Genomic DNA, 17,875 nt, shown 5'->3' on the forward strand with positions numbered 1-17,875 from the left:
TGGATTCAGATCCGGTAAGTGCTTTTGGTCATGACCTTGGCCAGCACGCTCATGCCAAATCTGACCGGTGCAGGGAAGCGGAAGCCGCCTGCATCCAGCGCGCTTTGCGCATGGTGCTCTTCGTCAGCGCGCATCTGCTCGAGGATCGCGCGAGATTTTTCGTCTTCGGCGGGGATTTGCTCAAGGTGTTCATCCAGGTGTTTGCACACCTGATCTTCAGTGGCTGCAACGAAGCCCAGGCTGACCTTGTCGCTGATCAACCCCGCTGCGGCACCAATGCCGAAGGACAGCCCGTAAAACAGCGGGTTGAGCACGCTGGTATGGCTGCCCAATTGATGAATACGTTGCTCGCACCAGACCAGATGGTCGATTTCTTCCTCGGCGGCATGCTCCATGGATGCGCGTACATCAGGCAGTTTGGCAGTGAGCGCTTGCCCCTGATACAGCGCTTGGGCGCAGACTTCGCCGGTATGATTGATACGCATCAGGCCCGCTACGTGCCGGGTTTCTTCATCGTTCATTTTGACTTCAGGTTGAACGAGGGCAGGCGAGGGGCGTTGGGAGTATCCCTTGGACGGCAACAGCGTGCGCATCGCTGCGTCGGCTTGCAAAAGGATACGGTCGATAGGGGAGTAGTGACGTTCGGTAGCCATGGGCACCTCCGGAAAAACCATTGGGGCCAGTCTACCCCAATCAGCCGTGTGAGGCTTGAGCTGGATCAGCTGGCTAGAGCCCTGGCGGACTCCAGCCGTGCTGCAAGTATTTGAATATCGTGATTAACCCGGCGGCCAGTTCATCTGACGCTGACCCAGAACATGCATGTGAATGTGATAGACGGTCTGCCCGCCCAGCTCGTTGCAGTTCATGACGACGCGAAATCCGTCGTCGCAGCCCAGCTCTTTGGCCAGACGTTGTGCAGTGAAGAGGATGTGACCGGCGAGGCCCTTGTCTTCTTCTGTCAGGTCATTGAGGGTGCGAATCGGTTTTTTCGGGATGACCAGAAAATGAACCGGTGCCTGGGGGGCAATATCGTGAAAGGCCAGCACTTGATCATCTTCGTAGATGATCTTGGCCGGTATCTCGCGGTTAATGATCTTGGTGAACAAAGTATCCACAGCCATTTGCTCCTTGTGGTGTATGGAACGTGCAGATGAATGGACCGCCCCGAGTGTACTGAGGGGATTGGCCCGCGCCCAGCATTTGTCGGTTAGCGCGAACACACGGACTTGTTGATCAGCCCGGCAATGCAGCGACTCATCCAGCGCGAAACCATCCGTGGGCTGAACGCGATCAGTCTGTTACGCCATCCTGGAATGATCACTGCTCGGTTTTTAGCCAGAGCGCGAACGGTATACAGCGCGACTTCTTCGGGGCTCATCATTTTCTGATCGCCGCTTTTACCTACTTGAAGCTGGGCTGTACGGAAAAAGCTGGTGCGTGTAGGGCCAGGGCACAGGACCGAAACCTTGATCCCGTTTTTCTTGACCTCTTCGCGCAACCCTTCCGAGAAATGCAGCACGTAGGCTTTGCTGGCGTAGTAGGTGCTCATCCATGGCCCGGGGCTGAACGCCGCCACGGATGCGACGTTGAGAATCTGCCCGCCACCCTGCAGCGCCATCAGGTTTCCGACCGTGTGGCACAGGCGCGTAAGGGCCAGAATGTTCAAGTCGATCAAGTCCTGCTCCAGCCCCCAGTCTTGAGCCAGGAACGGGCCGGATGTTCCAATCCCGGCGCAATTGACCAGCAGATCGATCTGGTGTGCACCTTCTTCTTCCAGTTCCAGCAGAAAACCTGACAGGCGCAATGGCTCGCCCAAATCACAGGCGCGAATCAGCACCTCTACGCCGAAGCGCTGGGTCAGTTCGATAGCGATCGTCTCCAGCAGGTCGCGCTGGCGGGCAACCAGTAACAGGCTGCGCCCTCTGCGTGCCAAGGCTTCGGCCATGGCCAGGCCAATTCCGCTGGTTGCCCCGGTGATCAAGGCGTAACGGGTCATGCGGTTCTCCGTTGAACGTAGTGCGAGCCGCGGAGTTTAGTCCGGGGCGTAGACATCAGACTATTGATCGTCATCAGGCAGCGACTGCTCGTATTGAGTTGTGACGTCAGATAGCTCTTCTTTGAGTAAATGAACTCCGCCAGTCAGGCTGGAAATCACAGAGATGCCAATGAAGAAGATCCACATGCAGGCCAGCAGGATGACGCCGCGGTTATTAGGGGGCGGCGGCGGGCCATAGCGGTTAGTGGTTTTATTGCCCGGTGCGAGAACAAGCAGCACAGGCAGTACGAAACCTATGTAGGGCACCACGTACAAACACAGCAACCAGGCGGACCATCCTGCGTCGTGCAGCCTTTGAGCACCTATCTGTAGACAGACCAAAAAGAACGCAGCTCCGACAACCGCCAGCAGTAGGCCGCCTCCGACCAGTGAAGCGCTCATGATGACTGAACATATGCCGGCAGCAATAAACCCTGTCACCACTAGCACTGAGATCCACGCCAGATAACGCACGCGACCAATCCGACCCTGGAAGCTGAAGATCTTCAGGTCTGAGTGCTCTGGCTCGGCATCAATCACACTTGCGCGGGGGGGCGCGTAAGGGGAGTTTGGTTGTGGCTGAGCGGCATAAGGCGCCGGTGAGCTTTCTTCAACTTCTTCTATGTTCAAGCTTATGAGGGGGTCAGTGTCGATGCGCGCTTCGACACCTGCATCATTGAGCGCATTGAGATAGACCTGAGCGTCGGCCTGAGTCAGTCCGCGCTTGAGTGCAACGGGCTTGCCATTGAACAGCTTGTCTACGGCGGTGACTTCACTTTTGAACAGTCGAGCAAGATTGAGCTTGGCCGTCTGCAACTCAACACCGTTGCGCAACTGACCTTCGAACACAATCTTGAACAGCGGGGTGGTCATGCTTGGCTTCCTTGTCGCAACAAAAGGCAACGTGGACCGACTGTAAGGTGCGGTCGGTCCAGTCATTAGTTAGAAAGGCTTGACGACCACCAGAATGACGATTGCCAGCAGGATCAATACAGGGATTTCGTTGAACCAGCGATAAAACACATGGCTACGGCCATTCTCGCCCCGGGCGAAACGTTTGACCTGTGCGCCACACACATGGTGATAGCCTATCAGCAGAACAACCAGTGTGAGCTTGGCATGCATCCAGGCCTGACTCATGTATCCCGGCACCAGGGCGATAAGCCAGATACCAAAAATCAGCGTCGCAATCATCGCCGGGCCCATGATGCCCCGGTACAGCTTGCGCTCCATGGTGCAGAAACGTTCGCGGCTAACGGCGTCCTCGCTCATCGAGTGGTAAACAAAAAGTCTTGGCAGGTAAAACAGCCCTGCGAACCAACAGACTACTGAAATGATATGAAAAGCTTTGATCCATAAAAGCATTTTTAGTTATTCCCAGGTTCACGGTATGCAAATAGTAGTGGCTTGAGCGCCCATACGTCACGTTGTCGGTTGTCGCAGACGCGTTAGGCCCATATTATCGACGGCTTTCCAGTTGGTACGTAGAGGGCAGGTTATGGTCAAGGTCGGTATCGTCGGCGGCACGGGTTACACCGGTGTCGAGTTGCTGCGTCTGTTGGCGCAGCATCCGCAAGCTGAAGTGGTCGTTATCACTTCTCGATCCGAGGCAGGTCTTCCTGTTGCTGATATGTACCCTAATCTGCGCGGTCATTACGATGGTCTGGCGTTCAGCGTGCCTGACATCGCTACCCTGGGGGCATGCGATGTAGTGTTCTTCGCCACGCCTCATGGTGTCGCGCATTCCCTGGCGGGCGAACTATTGAACGCTGGCACGCGGGTCATCGATCTATCTGCCGACTTCCGCCTGCAAGACTCGGTGGAGTGGGCCAAGTGGTACGGTCAACCCCACGGCGCGCCAGAGCTGCTCAAGGATGCGGTTTATGGTTTGCCTGAAGTTAACCGTGAGCAAATCAAGCAGGCTCGCCTTATTGCTGTGCCAGGCTGCTACCCAACCGCAACGCAACTGGGTTTCCTGCCGTTGCTGGAAGCCGGGCTTGCCGATAACACGCGTTTGATTGCCGACTGTAAATCCGGTGTCAGCGGAGCGGGTCGTGGCTTGAGCATCGGCTCGCTGTATTCCGAGGCCAATGAAAGCTTCAAGGCTTATGCCGTCAAAGGTCATCGTCACTTGCCGGAAATCACCCAAGGGCTGCGTCGCGCGGCTGGCGGCGATGTCGGTTTGACCTTCGTCCCGCACCTGACGCCAATGATTCGCGGTATTCACTCCACGCTGTACGCCACAGTGGTCGACAAGTCGGTTGATCTGCAGGCCTTGTTCGAGAAGCGTTATGCCAACGAGCCATTTGTAGATGTGATGCCTGCTGGCAGCCACCCGGAAACCCGCAGCGTGCGTGGGGCCAACGTTTGCCGTATCGCGGTCCACCGTCCGCAGGGCGGAGATCTGGTCGTTGTGCTTTCGGTTATCGACAACCTGGTCAAGGGCGCGTCGGGCCAGGCCTTACAGAACATGAACATCATGTTCGGGCTGGACGAGACGCTGGGTCTGTCCCATGCCGGGATGATGCCTTAGAAGCGGTCTTTAGCTTCAAGCTTCAAGCCTCGAGGGGGTGGTGCGACCACTTGCAGCTTGAGGCTTGAAACTTGCCGCTGCTCTGGAATAGTTGACCAATTTTCTGGGAGAAGCGGATAATGCGCGTCATTACGCATTATGACGGCTTAGCGCCGGGAGATATTTAACATGAGCGTCGAATCCTTCACTCCAACGGCTTTGCAATTCACCCATGGTGCTGCGCACAAAGTGAAGACTCTGGTCGATGAAGAGGGTAACGATCGCCTGAAGCTGCGTGTGTTTGTAACCGGCGGCGGTTGTTCAGGTTTTCAGTATGGTTTCACTTTCGATGAAGACGTTGCCGACGATGACACCATTGTTGAGCGCGAAGGCGTGAGCCTTGTGGTCGACCCGATGAGCTTCCAGTACCTGGCGGGTGCTGAAGTGGATTATCAGGAAGGCCTGGAAGGTTCGCGTTTCGTTATCAAGAACCCGAACGCTTCCACTACGTGCGGCTGCGGGTCTTCATTCTCGATCTGATCGTTTTGCACAAATAAAAACGCCGCGCTAATGCGCGGCGTTTTTGTTCGTCTGGAGTCAGGCCGGGTAGATAGCGCCCAGCACTCGCAGACCTTGTGCACCCGTGACGGTCGGGCGATTAGCAGGTACGCCTTCGAGGCAGCAATGAGCGAGCCACGCAAACGCCATGGCTTCAACCCAGTCAGGATCAACGCCGAAAGCAGCGGTGCTGCTGACTTTGGTATTGGGCAACAACTCGGCCAGACGATTAGTCAGCGCAACGTTGTGCGCTCCACCGCCACAGATCAGCAGTTCTTTGGTTTCCGATTGGGCCGATTGCAAGGACTCGGTAATCGCCAGAGCCGTCAGCTCCATCAATGTCGCCTGTACGTTTTCGGCCGAGAGCGTCGGCAACTGGAAGAGATGGTGGTGCAGCCAGCCAAGGTTGAACACCTCTCTGCCTGTGCTCTTCGGACCTTTAGTCAGGAAGAACGGATCGCTGAGCAGCGCTTTCAGCAGTGCAGAATCAACCGTGCCGCTCGCGCCCCATGCACCATCACGGTCAAAACCTTCACCACGCTGTGACTGAATCCACGCATCAAGCAACACGTTGCCTGGGCCGCAGTCGAAGCCGGTTACCGGTCGGTCCAGCTCGATCAGGCTCAGGTTGCTGAAACCGCCAATATTGAGGACGGCGCGACGGTCTTTATTGTCGTCGAACAGCGCCTCATGGAACGCAGGGACCAGAGGTGCGCCCTGACCGCCCGCAGCAATATCGCGACGGCGGAAGTCGCTGACCACGGTGATCTCAGTCAGCTCCGCAAGCAGGGCCGGGTTGCCGATCTGGATACTGAAACCGCGAGCGGGCTCATGGCGAATAGTTTGACCATGGCTACCAATAGCGCGAATCTGCCCGGCAACCATGCCTTGTTGGGTCAGGAGCGTAAGTACGCCTTCCGCTGCCAGACGAACCCATTTCTGCTCGGCAATCGCCGCGCGAGCCAGCTCGTCCGGTCCGCTGGAGCAAAGCCCCAGCAACTCGGCGCGCAAGTCTTCCGGCATCGGGATGTAGTGAGTTGCCAACAGTCTTGGCCGGTCATCCTGCTCAACAAGGGCGATATCGATCCCATCGAGACTGCTGCCGGACATCACACCTATATAAAAGAACGCCATGGCTTATCGTTTGCTCGAGGCCAGCATGGTGGCCTTTTCCTGATCCATACGAGCCATCAACGGCTGGCTCTGCTGCATGAACCGCTGTTTTTCGGATTTGGCGATCGGATCCGCCATCGGCAATTTGCGACCTAGTGGGTCGACGTGCACGCCATTGACCTGGAACTCATAGTGCAAGTGCGGACCTGTCGACAGACCGGTAGTACCAATATAGCCGATCACCTGACCTTGCTTGACGGTCCCGCCAGTCTGGATGCCTTTGGCAAAGCCCTGCATGTGACCGTACAGGGTACGGTAGGTTTCGCCGTGCTGAATGATCACAGTGTTGCCGTATCCACCACGGCGACCAGCGAGTAAGACCTTACCGTCACCGGTGGCTTTGATCGGTGTGCCACGCGGAGCAGCGTAATCGACGCCTTTGTGCGCGCGGATCTTGTTCAGGATGGGGTGCTTGCGGCCCATGGAGAACATGGAGCTGATACGGGCGAAGTCGACCGGCGTGCGAATGAACGCTTTGCGCATGCTGTTGCCGTCGGCGGTGTAGTAATTGGTGTTGCCTTGTTTGTTGGTGTAGCGAATGGCGGAGTAGGACTTGCCCTGATTGGTAAAGCGCGCAGAAAGGATATTGCCAGTGCCAACCGTTTTGCCGTTGATGACCTTCTGCTCGTAGATAACGTCGAATTCGTCACCCTTACGGATGTCCTGAGCGAAGTCGATGTCGTAGCCAAAGATATTGGCCATGTCCATCGTCATGGTGTGCGACAGGCCTGCGCGCTGGGCGGACTGCGACAGGGAATTGGTGATTACGCCGTGTATATAGGCCGTGCGTACATCCGGCTTGCTGATTTCACGATTGAATGTGAAGCCGCTGCCCGTTCTGGACAGGCTGATGCTTTCCAGCTGGCTGAGCTTGGTGTGCAGTTGCTTTAGCTGGCCTTCGGGGGTCAGTTCAAATTGCAGGACCTGACCGTTTTGCAGTCGGCTGAATTGCTTCGCCTCCTTATTACTGGCCATGACCTCGTGCACTGTCGCTGCCGGAAGGCCGACTTTCTCAAACAGGGTGGACAGGGTGTCGCCTTTGGCTACGGTGACTTCCCGGTGATTGGGATCTTTGGCTGCAACGGCAGTAGCTGCAACGTCTCCGGTTGTCTGTGCTTCGTTCGCCGCAGTGTCTTCTGCCTGCTCATCGCCATTGTCGATCTGGGCGAATGGAGATTCTGTTGCCGATTGTGTGGCTTCAGTTGTTTCCAGAGCGTCTTGGTTAGGTGCGCCCTGATCAGCAGGCGCTTCCATATCAAGATTCAAAACAGTTTTTTTGGCTTCGACTTCGCTTGAGGGGAAGACCAAGAGTGCCAGGCTCAGAAGGGCGGCAATGCCGCTGGCTGCGAGCAGGTGGGTCTTGGGATAAAGCGGTGGCGCTTTAGGCGGCGTGTCTATCATAGGTAATTTGACTTTGAAAAAAGATGAATTGGAAAAGATGAATGACATGATGAAGATGAAATAACTGTATAAAATATAACCAAAACCTGTGCGAAGCAACCCTGTGGATGAATCGGTTTTCGATTCGTCCCTTGGCGCTGGGCAAAACTTGTAATTGGGCGCTGATCTTGTATGGTTGGTCCCCTTTTGAAAACGGCTATTAATAGGGGATGGATATGAGGTCGGTTGAAGAGCAGCTGGCGCTGATCAAGCGCGGGGCGGATGAGCTTTTGGTTGAGGCCGAGCTTGTTGCCAAGCTCAAGCGTGGTCAGCCACTGCGTATTAAAGCCGGATTCGATCCTACGGCGCCTGACCTGCACCTGGGTCACACCGTGCTTATTAATAAGCTGCGTCAATTCCAGGAGTTGGGTCACCACGTCATATTCCTGATTGGTGACTTCACCGGCATGATCGGTGATCCGAGTGGCAAGAGCGCGACGCGTCCTCCGCTGACTCGTGAGCAGGTCCTCGACTACGCAGAAACCTACAAGTCCCAAGTGTTCAAGATCCTTGATCCGGCCAAGACCGAGGTGGCTTTCAACTCCACCTGGATGGACAAGCTGAGTCCTGCGGATTTCATTCGTCTGTCGTCCCAATACACCGTGGCCCGGATGCTTGAGCGTGATGATTTCGACAAGCGCTATAAAAGCAGTCAGCCGATCGCGATCCACGAATTCCTCTATCCGTTGGTGCAGGGCTACGACTCTGTCGCTCTGCGTTCCGACGTTGAGCTGGGCGGTACCGACCAGAAGTTCAACTTGCTGATGGGGCGCGAGCTGCAGCGCGCTTATGGGCAGGAAGCACAATGCATTCTCACCATGCCTTTGTTGGAAGGTCTGGATGGTGTGAAGAAGATGTCCAAGTCTCTGGGTAACTACGTAGGTATTCAGGAAGCGCCGGGCATTATGTATAGCAAGCTGGTTTCTATTCCGGATGCGCTGATGTGGCGTTACTTCGAGCTGCTGAGCTTCCGCTCTATGGAAGAGATCAATGGCTTCAAGGCCGATTGCGAGAAGGGTGCAAACCCGCGCGACATCAAAATCAAGCTGGCTGAGGAAATCGTTGCTCGTTTCCATGGCGAAGAGGCAGCTGCCAGTGCGCACCGCTCTGCGGGCAATCGTATGAAGGATGGTGAGCTGCCGGACGATTTGCCGGAAATCTCAGTAAGTGCCCCTGAAGATATGCCCATCTCGGCCGTCCTTAATAAGGCAGGCCTGGTTAAGAACTCTGCAATGGCCAGGGATCTGCTTGCTTCCGGTGGTGTGCGTATAGATGGTGAAGTTGTGGATCGCTCGTTCGTCTTTAAAGTAGGGGCGACCCATGTTTGCCAGGCTGGCAAGAAGGCATTCGGGCGTATTACGCTGGTTTTGGAATAAAGCTGTAATTAGGGGTTGACGGCCCCTCAGATCTCTCTATAATTCGCACCTCTTCTGGCGCAGACAGAACGAAAAACTCCTTGATAATCAACGAGTTGGACGATTAAGTTGGCGAAGAAGAGGCTTCGATGAAGTTGATCGAAAGCGGTGAAAAAAGGCAGTTGACAGCAGGTTGTAACGCTGTAGAATTCGCCTCCCGCTAACGAGCAGCGTGATGTTGATCGAAGCGCAAGTGGTTGAAGTTGATGAGGAAACTTTGAAAACTTCTTAAAATAACCGCTTGACAGATACAGAGGCTGCTGTAGAATGCGCGCCTCGGTTGAGACGAAAGACTCTTAACCAACCGCTCTTTAACAATTGAATCAAGCAATTCGTGTGGGTGCTTGCGCTGTCAGACTGAAGTCAACAGATTATCAGCATCGTAAGTTACTCCGCGAGAAATCAAAGAAATAACCAACGATTGCTGAGCCAAGTTTAGGGTTTTCTCAAAACCCAAAGATGTTTGAACTGAAGAGTTTGATCATGGCTCAGATTGAACGCTGGCGGCAGGCCTAACACATGCAAGTCGAGCGGCAGCACGGGTACTTGTACCTGGTGGCGAGCGGCGGACGGGTGAGTAATGCCTAGGAATCTGCCTGGTAGTGGGGGATAACGCTCGGAAACGGACGCTAATACCGCATACGTCCTACGGGAGAAAGCAGGGGACCTTCGGGCCTTGCGCTATCAGATGAGCCTAGGTCGGATTAGCTAGTTGGTGAGGTAATGGCTCACCAAGGCGACGATCCGTAACTGGTCTGAGAGGATGATCAGTCACACTGGAACTGAGACACGGTCCAGACTCCTACGGGAGGCAGCAGTGGGGAATATTGGACAATGGGCGAAAGCCTGATCCAGCCATGCCGCGTGTGTGAAGAAGGTCTTCGGATTGTAAAGCACTTTAAGTTGGGAGGAAGGGCATTTACCTAATACGTAAGTGTTTTGACGTTACCGACAGAATAAGCACCGGCTAACTCTGTGCCAGCAGCCGCGGTAATACAGAGGGTGCAAGCGTTAATCGGAATTACTGGGCGTAAAGCGCGCGTAGGTGGTTTGTTAAGTTGGATGTGAAATCCCCGGGCTCAACCTGGGAACTGCATCCAAAACTGGCAAGCTAGAGTATGGTAGAGGGTGGTGGAATTTCCTGTGTAGCGGTGAAATGCGTAGATATAGGAAGGAACACCAGTGGCGAAGGCGACCACCTGGACTGATACTGACACTGAGGTGCGAAAGCGTGGGGAGCAAACAGGATTAGATACCCTGGTAGTCCACGCCGTAAACGATGTCAACTAGCCGTTGGGAGCCTTGAGCTCTTAGTGGCGCAGCTAACGCATTAAGTTGACCGCCTGGGGAGTACGGCCGCAAGGTTAAAACTCAAATGAATTGACGGGGGCCCGCACAAGCGGTGGAGCATGTGGTTTAATTCGAAGCAACGCGAAGAACCTTACCAGGCCTTGACATCCAATGAACTTTCCAGAGATGGATTGGTGCCTTCGGGAACATTGAGACAGGTGCTGCATGGCTGTCGTCAGCTCGTGTCGTGAGATGTTGGGTTAAGTCCCGTAACGAGCGCAACCCTTGTCCTTAGTTACCAGCACGTTATGGTGGGCACTCTAAGGAGACTGCCGGTGACAAACCGGAGGAAGGTGGGGATGACGTCAAGTCATCATGGCCCTTACGGCCTGGGCTACACACGTGCTACAATGGTCGGTACAGAGGGTTGCCAAGCCGCGAGGTGGAGCTAATCCCATAAAACCGATCGTAGTCCGGATCGCAGTCTGCAACTCGACTGCGTGAAGTCGGAATCGCTAGTAATCGCGAATCAGAATGTCGCGGTGAATACGTTCCCGGGCCTTGTACACACCGCCCGTCACACCATGGGAGTGGGTTGCACCAGAAGTAGCTAGTCTAACCTTCGGGGGGACGGTTACCACGGTGTGATTCATGACTGGGGTGAAGTCGTAACAAGGTAGCCGTAGGGGAACCTGCGGCTGGATCACCTCCTTAATCGACGACTCAGCTGCAGTACAAGCTCCCACACGAATTGCTTGATTCATTGAAGAAGACGATTAGAAGCAGCTTTAAGCTCCAAGCTGATAGCTCACGCTAGCGGCTACAAGCTCGAAATTGGGTCTGTAGCTCAGTTGGTTAGAGCGCACCCCTGATAAGGGTGAGGTCGGCAGTTCGAATCTGCCCAGACCCACCAATTTTGTGTGGGAAACGCCTGTAGAAATACGGGGCCATAGCTCAGCTGGGAGAGCGCCTGCCTTGCACGCAGGAGGTCAGCGGTTCGATCCCGCTTGGCTCCACCACTTACTGCTTCTGTTTGAAAGCTTAGAAATGAGCACTCCATCGGTTCGATGGTGAGTGTTGATTTCTAGTCTTTGATTAGATCGTTCTTTAAAAATTTGGGTATGTGATAGAAATATAGACTGGGCACCTCTTTCACTGGTGTGTGTCCAGGCTAAGGTAAAGTTTGTGAGAACAAACTTTCGGCGAATGTCGTCTTCACAGTATAACCAGATTGCTTGGGGTTATATGGTCAAGTGAAGAAGCGCATACGGTGGATGCCTTGGCAGTCAGAGGCGATGAAAGACGTGGTAGCCTGCGAAAAGCTTCGGGGAGTCGGCAAACAGACTGTGATCCGGAGATGTCTGAATGGGGGAACCCAACTGTCATAAGACAGTTACCTTACACTGAATACATAGGTGTATGGAGCGAACCAGGGGAACTGAAACATCTAAGTACCCTGAGGAAAAGAAATCAACCGAGATTCCCTTAGTAGTGGCGAGCGAACGGGGACCAGCCCTTAAGTGGCTTTGAGATTAGCGGAACGCTCTGGAAAGTGCGGCCATAGTGGGTGATAGCCCTGTACGCGAAAATCTCTTTGTCATGAAATCGAGTAGGACGGGGCACGAGAAACCTTGTCTGAACATGGGGGGACCATCCTCCAAGGCTAAATACTACTGACTGACCGATAGTGAACTAGTACCGTGAGGGAAAGGCGAAAAGAACCCCGGAGAGGGGAGTGAAATAGATCCTGAAACCGTATGCGTACAAGCAGTGGGAGCCTACTTTGTTAGGTGACTGCGTACCTTTTGTATAATGGGTCAGCGACTTATTTTCAGTGGCGAGCTTAACCGAATAGGGGAGGCGTAGCGAAAGCGAGTCTTAATAGGGCGTCTAGTCGCTGGGAATAGACCCGAAACCGGGCGATCTATCCATGGGCAGGTTGAAGGTTGGGTAACACTAACTGGAGGACCGAACCGACTACCGTTGAAAAGTTAGCGGATGACCTGTGGATCGGAGTGAAAGGCTAATCAAGCTCGGAGATAGCTGGTTCTCCTCGAAAGCTATTTAGGTAGCGCCTCATGTATCACTGTAGGGGGTAGAGCACTGTTTCGGCTAGGGGGTCATCCCGACTTACCAAACCGATGCAAACTCCGAATACCTACAAGTGCCGAGCATGGGAGACACACGGCGGGTGCTAACGTCCGTCGTGAAAAGGGAAACAACCCAGACCGTCAGCTAAGGTCCCAAAATCCTGGTTAAGTGGGAAACGATGTGGGAAGGCTTAGACAGCTAGGAGGTTGGCTTAGAAGCAGCCACCCTTTAAAGAAAGCGTAATAGCTCACTAGTCGAGTCGGCCTGCGCGGAAGATGTAACGGGGCTCAAACCAGGTACCGAAGCTACGGGTATCATCTTTTGATGATGCGGTAGAGGAGCGTTCTGTAAGCCTGTGAAGGTGAGTTGAGAAGCTTGCTGGAGGTATCAGAAGTGCGAATGCTGACATGAGTAACGACAATGGGTGTGAAAAACACCCACGCCGAAAGACCAAGGTTTCCTGCGCAACGTTAATCGACGCAGGGTTAGTCGGTCCCTAAGGCGAGGCTGAAAAGCGTAGTCGATGGAAAACAGGTTAATATTCCTGTACTTCTGGTTATTGCGATGGAGGGACGGAGAAGGCTAGGCCAGCTTGGCGTTGGTTGTCCAAGTTTAAGGTGGTAGGCTGAGATCTTAGGTAAATCCGGGATCTTAAGGCCGAGAGCTGATGACGAGTGTTCTTTTAGAACACGAAGTGGTTGATGCCATGCTTCCAAGAAAAGCTTCTAAGCTTCAGGTAACCAGGAACCGTACCCCAAACCGACACAGGTGGTTGGGTAGAGAATACCAAGGCGCTTGAGAGAACTCGGGTGAAGGAACTAGGCAAAATGGCACCGTAACTTCGGGAGAAGGTGCGCCGGTGAGGGTGAAGGACTTGCTCCGTAAGCTCATGCCGGTCGAAGATACCAGGCCGCTGCGACTGTTTATTAAAAACACAGCACTCTGCAAACACGAAAGTGGACGTATAGGGTGTGACGCCTGCCCGGTGCCGGAAGGTTAATTGATGGGGTTAGCTAACGCGAAGCTCTTGATCGAAGCCCCGGTAAACGGCGGCCGTAACTATAACGGTCCTAAGGTAGCGAAATTCCTTGTCGGGTAAGTTCCGACCTGCACGAATGGCGTAACGATGGCGGCGCTGTCTCCACCCGAGACTCAGTGAAATTGAAATCGCTGTGAAGATGCAGTGTATCCGCGGCTAGACGGAAAGACCCCGTGAACCTTTACTATAGCTTTGCACTGGACTTTGAATTTGCTTGTGTAGGATAGGTGGGAGGCTTTGAAGCGTGGACGCCAGTCTGCGTGGAGCCATCCTTGAAATACCACCCTGGCAACTTTGAGGTTCTAACTCAGGTCCGTCATCCGGATCGAGGACAGTGTATGGTGGGTAGTTTGACTGGGGCGGTCTCCTCCTAAAGAGTAACGGAGGAGTACGAAGGTGCGCTCAGACCGGTCGGAAATCGGTCGTAGAGTATAAAGGCAAAAGCGCGCTTGACTGCGAGACAGACACGTCGAGCAGGTACGAAAGTAGGTCTTAGTGATCCGGTGGTTCTGTATGGAAGGGCCATCGCTCAACGGATAAAAGGTACTCCGGGGATAACAGGCTGATACCGCCCAAGAGTTCATATCGACGGCGGTGTTTGGCACCTCGATGTCGGCTCATCACATCCTGGGGCTGAAGCCGGTCCCAAGGGTATGGCTGTTCGCCATTTAAAGTGGTACGCGAGCTGGGTTTAGAACGTCGTGAGACAGTTCGGTCCCTATCTGCCGTGGACGTTTGAGATTTGAGAGGGGCTGCTCCTAGTACGAGAGGACCGGAGTGGACGAACCTCTGGTGTTCCGGTTGTCACGCCAGTGGCATTGCCGGGTAGCTATGTTCGGAAAAGATAACCGCTGAAAGCATCTAAGCGGGAAACTTGCCTCAAGATGAGATCTCACTGGAACCTTGAGTTCCCTGAAGGGCCGTCGAAGACTACGACGTTGATAGGTGGGGTGTGTAAGCGCTGTGAGGCGTTGAGCTAACCCATACTAATTGCCCGTGAGGCTTGACCATATAACACCCAAGCAATCTGCGACCTTCTCTTAAAAAGAGCAGGGCATCAGATTGCGGTGACTGTGAAGACGACACGAACCGAAAGTTTGTTCGCACACTGAACCTGATCTATCACATACCCATTGGCTGGAGCGTCACCCGCAAGGGCAACGAGCCGGCAACCGAATTTCTTGACGACCATAGAGCATTGGAACCACCTGATCCCATCCCGAACTCAGTAGTGAAACGATGTATCGCCGATGGTAGTGTGGGGTTTCCCCATGTGAGAGTAGGTCATCGTCAAGATTAAATTCCAGAACCCCTGATCGCTTACGCGTTCAGGGGTTTTGTTTGTGCGCGAAAAAAAGACCGCCTCTTGCATAACCGTAGGACCGGCTTCAGCCGGAGGGCATCATACGCCCCGACGCTGATCTTCGGCTGACTGCGCGTTCTGTCTACCGCACCTCTTCACAGCCTTGGATTGCCACGCCAAGCCATACTGGATCTTGGTGTTTGGTCTCTCTGGCAGCAATCTGAAATTAACCTCGTGTCGTTTCTATGCATCGTCGGCTTGCGTGGCTATCATGCGAGCCTTATTGCATGGCGATCTTTAAATGCTGACGTTGTTGAAGCTCCTTGAGGATGGGAAATTTCATTCTGGGCAGGCTCTGGGGCAAGCTCTCGGGGTTAGTCGTACTTCTGTGTGGAAGCAGCTTCAGCAGCTAGAGTCTGAGTTGAACATCCGTGTTCATAAAATCAGAGGGCGGGGCTATAGGCTGGAGAGTCCGATATCCCTGCTGGTCGCTGGTGAAGTATCTGCCGCCGCCGGTAAGGCGAGTGCATGGCCGATTGTTGTCTACGATTCAATTGGTTCCACCAACGCTGCAGCTATGAAGTTGATTGCTGAAAACTCACCTCCCCCACCTTTCGTTGTCTTGGCGGAGCGGCAAACCGCTGGTCGCGGTCGGCGGGGTCGAACGTGGATTAGCCCATTTGGCGAGAACATCTACTACAGTCTGGCCCTTCGGATTGATGGGGGAATGCGCCAGTTGGACGGGATGAGTCTCCTGATAGGTCTTGCGGTCTTGAAGACGTTGCGGGAAATGGGTGTTCAAGGCGCTGGCTTAAAGTGGCCGAATGACGTCCTGGTAGGGCGGCGCAAGATTGCTGGAATACTTCTGGAATTGGTAGGTGATCCAGCGGATGTGTGTCACGTGGTCATCGGTGTTGGCATCAACGTGAACATGCGTGCGACGGAAGAGGTGGATCAGCTATGGACCTCTTTAAGGCTGGAGGTTGGAACGCTCGCCAGCCGTAACGAGTTGGCTGGTAAATTGACGAGCAATATCGAAGAGTATTTATCGGTGCACCAGAATTCAGGCTTTGAAGTGTTCAGGTCTGAGTGGGAAAACAATCACTTATGGCAAGGCTGTGCTGTCTGTTTGCTTGCGGGCACTCAGGCGGTTGAGGGTGTTGTCTTGGGTATCGATTCACAGGGCGCGCTGCGATTGCAGGTTGGGAGCGACGAAAAAGTGTTCAGCGGTGGAGAGCTCAGCTTGAGGTTGCGTGATGATACTTGAGCTGGATTGCGGGAATAGCTTTATAAAGTGGCGCGTGATTCGGCAGGGGGCGCCAGTAGTTGTATCGGGTGGTGTGGTTGACTCGGATGACAAGCTGATAGGCGCTGTCGCTTCTACCCCAGGATTACTCCTTCGACATAGTCGCATGGTTAGCGTGCGGAGTCCGGAGGAGACTCAGAAGCTGGCTGCTGCGATTAAAGCGTCGTTTGGCCTTGAGACCCAATGTGCGGAGTCGGCCAAGGTGCTGGCGGGTGTCAAAAATGGTTATGAGGCTTATGAGCGGCTCGGTCTGGATCGATGGTTGGCGTTGGTAGGTGCTTACGCGACTGTAGGGGCGGCGTGCCTCGTACTTGATCTGGGGACGGCAGTCACCTCGGATTTTGTCAGTGTCGATGGGGAGCATCTTGGTGGCTTCATCTGTCCTGGTATGCCGCTTATGCGTGGGCAGCTCCGTACCCATACGCGACGTATTCGGTACGATGATGCGGCGGCGGAGGAGGCGCATTCCAGCTTCGCTCCTGGGCGCACGACTGCGGAGGCTGTGGAGCGAGGCTGCGCCCTGATGCTGAGAGGCTTCGCTGCGTCGCAGCTAGAGCTTGCTCATCAGTATTTGGGGGATGACTTTGTCGTCTTTGTGACTGGTGGGGATGCAGAGCTCGTCAAGGGCGTCATGCCAAGCGCAAGACATGTTCCTGATCTGGTGTTTACAGGCCTGGCACTGGCCTGCCCTTTGCTCTGAGGTTTCTATGCGGTGGTTATTTCTTTTATTGCTGATGCTAAACGGCTTTTACTATGTCTGGCATCAGCAAGAGGCACCGTTGAGGGCTAAAGAAGTTTTGCCGTTATCTCTGCATCGGGCTGAACAGCAGAACATACATTTGCTCAGTGAGTCCGGTGCGCAGGGTAATCAAGTGTCAGATCGAGAGTCTCAGGACAAATGTCTCTATCTTGGCGGTTTTGAACGCCAGGACGAGGCTCGAACGGTTGAGCAGAGGCTCATGAGTCTCGATGTTCAGGCGCAGTTTCAGGCGCAGCATCTTGGTGGTATTAATACGTACTGGGTCAAAATAGACCCTGTCAGTCGCAGGCTTGTCGGAGATAGCCTTATCGCTGGGCTCGTGCAGGATTTCCCTGAGTTAAAAAACAAAATAATGTTGTGCGAAGGCATTGCAACCGGGGAGTAGTTTGCATAGAATGGCGCCCGCTTCGCAGTGCTTGATAGTTTGTTCAGGGCTGCAAAGCGATCGTCAACGCATGTAACCTCAGGTTTTTACTGAGAAAAAGGTTGACAGAAGGGTGGCATGAGTTGAGAATGCTGCCTCGTTCAGGAGGGGTTCCCGAGCGGCCAAAGGGATCAGACTGTAAATCTGACGTCTACGACTTCGAAGGTTCGAATCCTTCTCCCTCCACCATATTTCAGGCTGTGCAGCAAGTTAGGCGGGTATAGTTTAGTGGTAGAACCTCAGCCTTCCAAGCTGATGATGCGGGTTCGATTCCCGCTACCCGCTCCAGATTTGCTGTATGTCCAAAGAGTTTGCTCTTGTAGCTCAGTTGGTAGAGCACACCCTTGGTAAGGGTGAGGTCAGCGGTTCAAATCCGCTCAAGAGCTCCATTATAAAGGCAGATATGAAAATATCTGCCTTTGTTTTACTAGTCGGCTTGCTGTCATTTCGAGGCGATTAGTTATCTGGTTTTTAGTGTTGTATCTTTCCTTTGTGGGTGGGTATATCGGTAAGGGCCAGAATGCTGTTG

Annotated in this window: 13 protein-coding genes, 5 tRNA genes and 3 rRNA genes; 14 read left to right on the forward strand and 7 right to left on the reverse strand. The window is 54.0% G+C overall.

Annotated elements, in window-relative coordinates; all coding sequences use genetic code 11:
• Window positions 1-5: 5 nt before the first annotated feature.
• From coq7 to hemJ, 5 genes are all read right to left on the reverse strand, one after another.
• Entirely contained in the window at window positions 6-653 is a 648-nt protein-coding gene (coq7, locus tag ABRP31_RS01235) for a 2-polyprenyl-3-methyl-6-methoxy-1,4-benzoquinone monooxygenase (protein WP_087268750.1), read from the reverse strand.
• A gap of 123 nt (window positions 654-776) precedes the next feature.
• On the reverse strand, window positions 777-1,115 hold the full coding sequence (locus tag ABRP31_RS01240; protein ID WP_087268790.1) for a histidine triad nucleotide-binding protein: 339 nt from the start codon (window positions 1,113-1,115) through the stop codon (window positions 777-779).
• Between the two features lie 92 nt (window positions 1,116-1,207).
• Complete coding sequence (locus ABRP31_RS01245; protein WP_349971114.1) at window positions 1,208-1,996, reverse strand: SDR family oxidoreductase; 789 nt, start codon at window positions 1,994-1,996, stop codon at window positions 1,208-1,210.
• 60 nt (window positions 1,997-2,056) lie between these two features.
• The gene (locus tag ABRP31_RS01250) at window positions 2,057-2,908 is read right to left on the reverse strand and encodes a DUF805 domain-containing protein (protein WP_349971115.1); all 852 of its coding nucleotides are present in this window, start codon (window positions 2,906-2,908) and stop codon (window positions 2,057-2,059) included.
• A 69-nt stretch (window positions 2,909-2,977) separates the two neighbouring features.
• Complete coding sequence (gene hemJ, locus ABRP31_RS01255) at window positions 2,978-3,400, reverse strand: protoporphyrinogen oxidase HemJ (RefSeq protein ID WP_087268759.1); 423 nt, start codon at window positions 3,398-3,400, stop codon at window positions 2,978-2,980.
• A 133-nt stretch (window positions 3,401-3,533) separates the two neighbouring features.
• On the opposite strand from hemJ, the gene argC reads away from it, so the two are divergent.
• Both argC and erpA read left to right on the forward strand, forming a co-directional pair.
• Window positions 3,534-4,568 (forward strand): N-acetyl-gamma-glutamyl-phosphate reductase, encoded by a 1,035-nt coding sequence (gene argC, locus ABRP31_RS01260; RefSeq protein ID WP_349971116.1) that lies wholly within the window; start codon window positions 3,534-3,536, stop codon window positions 4,566-4,568.
• 168 nt (window positions 4,569-4,736) lie between these two features.
• Window positions 4,737-5,087, forward strand: a complete 351-nt coding sequence (erpA, locus tag ABRP31_RS01265; protein WP_027900658.1) for an iron-sulfur cluster insertion protein ErpA — start codon at window positions 4,737-4,739, stop codon at window positions 5,085-5,087.
• A 57-nt stretch (window positions 5,088-5,144) separates the two neighbouring features.
• Here the strand turns inward: erpA and ABRP31_RS01270 are convergent, their stop codons facing one another.
• Together ABRP31_RS01270 and ABRP31_RS01275 are read right to left on the reverse strand one after the other, a co-directional pair.
• Window positions 5,145-6,239, reverse strand: a complete 1,095-nt coding sequence (locus ABRP31_RS01270) for an anhydro-N-acetylmuramic acid kinase (RefSeq protein ID WP_349971117.1) — start codon at window positions 6,237-6,239, stop codon at window positions 5,145-5,147.
• Window positions 6,240-6,242: 3 nt separating this feature from the next.
• Entirely contained in the window at window positions 6,243-7,679 is a 1,437-nt protein-coding gene (locus ABRP31_RS01275; protein ID WP_349971118.1) for a peptidoglycan DD-metalloendopeptidase family protein, read from the reverse strand.
• A 215-nt stretch (window positions 7,680-7,894) separates the two neighbouring features.
• Here ABRP31_RS01275 and tyrS point away from each other — a divergent pair, with 215 nt between their 5' ends.
• From tyrS to ABRP31_RS01335, 12 genes are all read left to right on the forward strand, one after another.
• Entirely contained in the window at window positions 7,895-9,094 is a 1,200-nt protein-coding gene (gene tyrS, locus ABRP31_RS01280) for a tyrosine--tRNA ligase (RefSeq protein WP_087268768.1), read from the forward strand.
• A gap of 504 nt (window positions 9,095-9,598) precedes the next feature.
• Window positions 9,599-11,137: ribosomal RNA gene (locus ABRP31_RS01285) — 16S ribosomal RNA — on the forward strand.
• A 122-nt stretch (window positions 11,138-11,259) separates the two neighbouring features.
• A tRNA-Ile gene (locus tag ABRP31_RS01290) sits at window positions 11,260-11,336 on the forward strand.
• A gap of 30 nt (window positions 11,337-11,366) precedes the next feature.
• Window positions 11,367-11,442, forward strand: a tRNA-Ala gene (locus ABRP31_RS01295).
• Window positions 11,443-11,670: 228 nt separating this feature from the next.
• Window positions 11,671-14,564 (forward strand): 23S ribosomal RNA (locus ABRP31_RS01300).
• 169 nt (window positions 14,565-14,733) lie between these two features.
• Window positions 14,734-14,849: ribosomal RNA gene (rrf, locus tag ABRP31_RS01305) — 5S ribosomal RNA — on the forward strand.
• The 16S, 23S and 5S rRNA genes sit together here with 2 tRNA genes alongside, the layout of an rRNA operon.
• A 308-nt stretch (window positions 14,850-15,157) precedes the next feature.
• The gene (birA, locus tag ABRP31_RS01310; protein WP_349972330.1) at window positions 15,158-16,123 is read left to right on the forward strand and encodes a bifunctional biotin--[acetyl-CoA-carboxylase] ligase/biotin operon repressor BirA; all 966 of its coding nucleotides are present in this window, start codon (window positions 15,158-15,160) and stop codon (window positions 16,121-16,123) included.
• Window positions 16,113-16,862 carry a pantothenate kinase gene (locus ABRP31_RS01315; RefSeq protein WP_349972331.1) on the forward strand — a complete coding sequence of 250 codons (750 nt, stop codon included), beginning with the start codon at window positions 16,113-16,115 and terminating at the stop codon, window positions 16,860-16,862. Before birA ends, ABRP31_RS01315 begins: the two co-directional genes overlap by 11 nt.
• 7 nt (window positions 16,863-16,869) lie before the next feature.
• Window positions 16,870-17,307, forward strand: coding sequence for a hypothetical protein (locus ABRP31_RS01320; RefSeq protein WP_349972332.1), 438 nt, complete (start codon window positions 16,870-16,872; stop codon window positions 17,305-17,307).
• Between the two features lie 143 nt (window positions 17,308-17,450).
• Window positions 17,451-17,535 (forward strand) — tRNA-Tyr (locus ABRP31_RS01325).
• 25 nt (window positions 17,536-17,560) lie between these two features.
• Window positions 17,561-17,634: transfer RNA gene (locus tag ABRP31_RS01330), tRNA-Gly, on the forward strand.
• Between the two features lie 25 nt (window positions 17,635-17,659).
• Window positions 17,660-17,735: transfer RNA gene (locus ABRP31_RS01335), tRNA-Thr, on the forward strand.
• Window positions 17,736-17,875 lie beyond the last annotated feature (140 nt).

Origin of the sequence: Pseudomonas caspiana, from assembly GCF_040224095.2 — a bacterium.
Lineage (GTDB): Bacteria > Pseudomonadota > Gammaproteobacteria > Pseudomonadales > Pseudomonadaceae > Aquipseudomonas > Aquipseudomonas caspiana.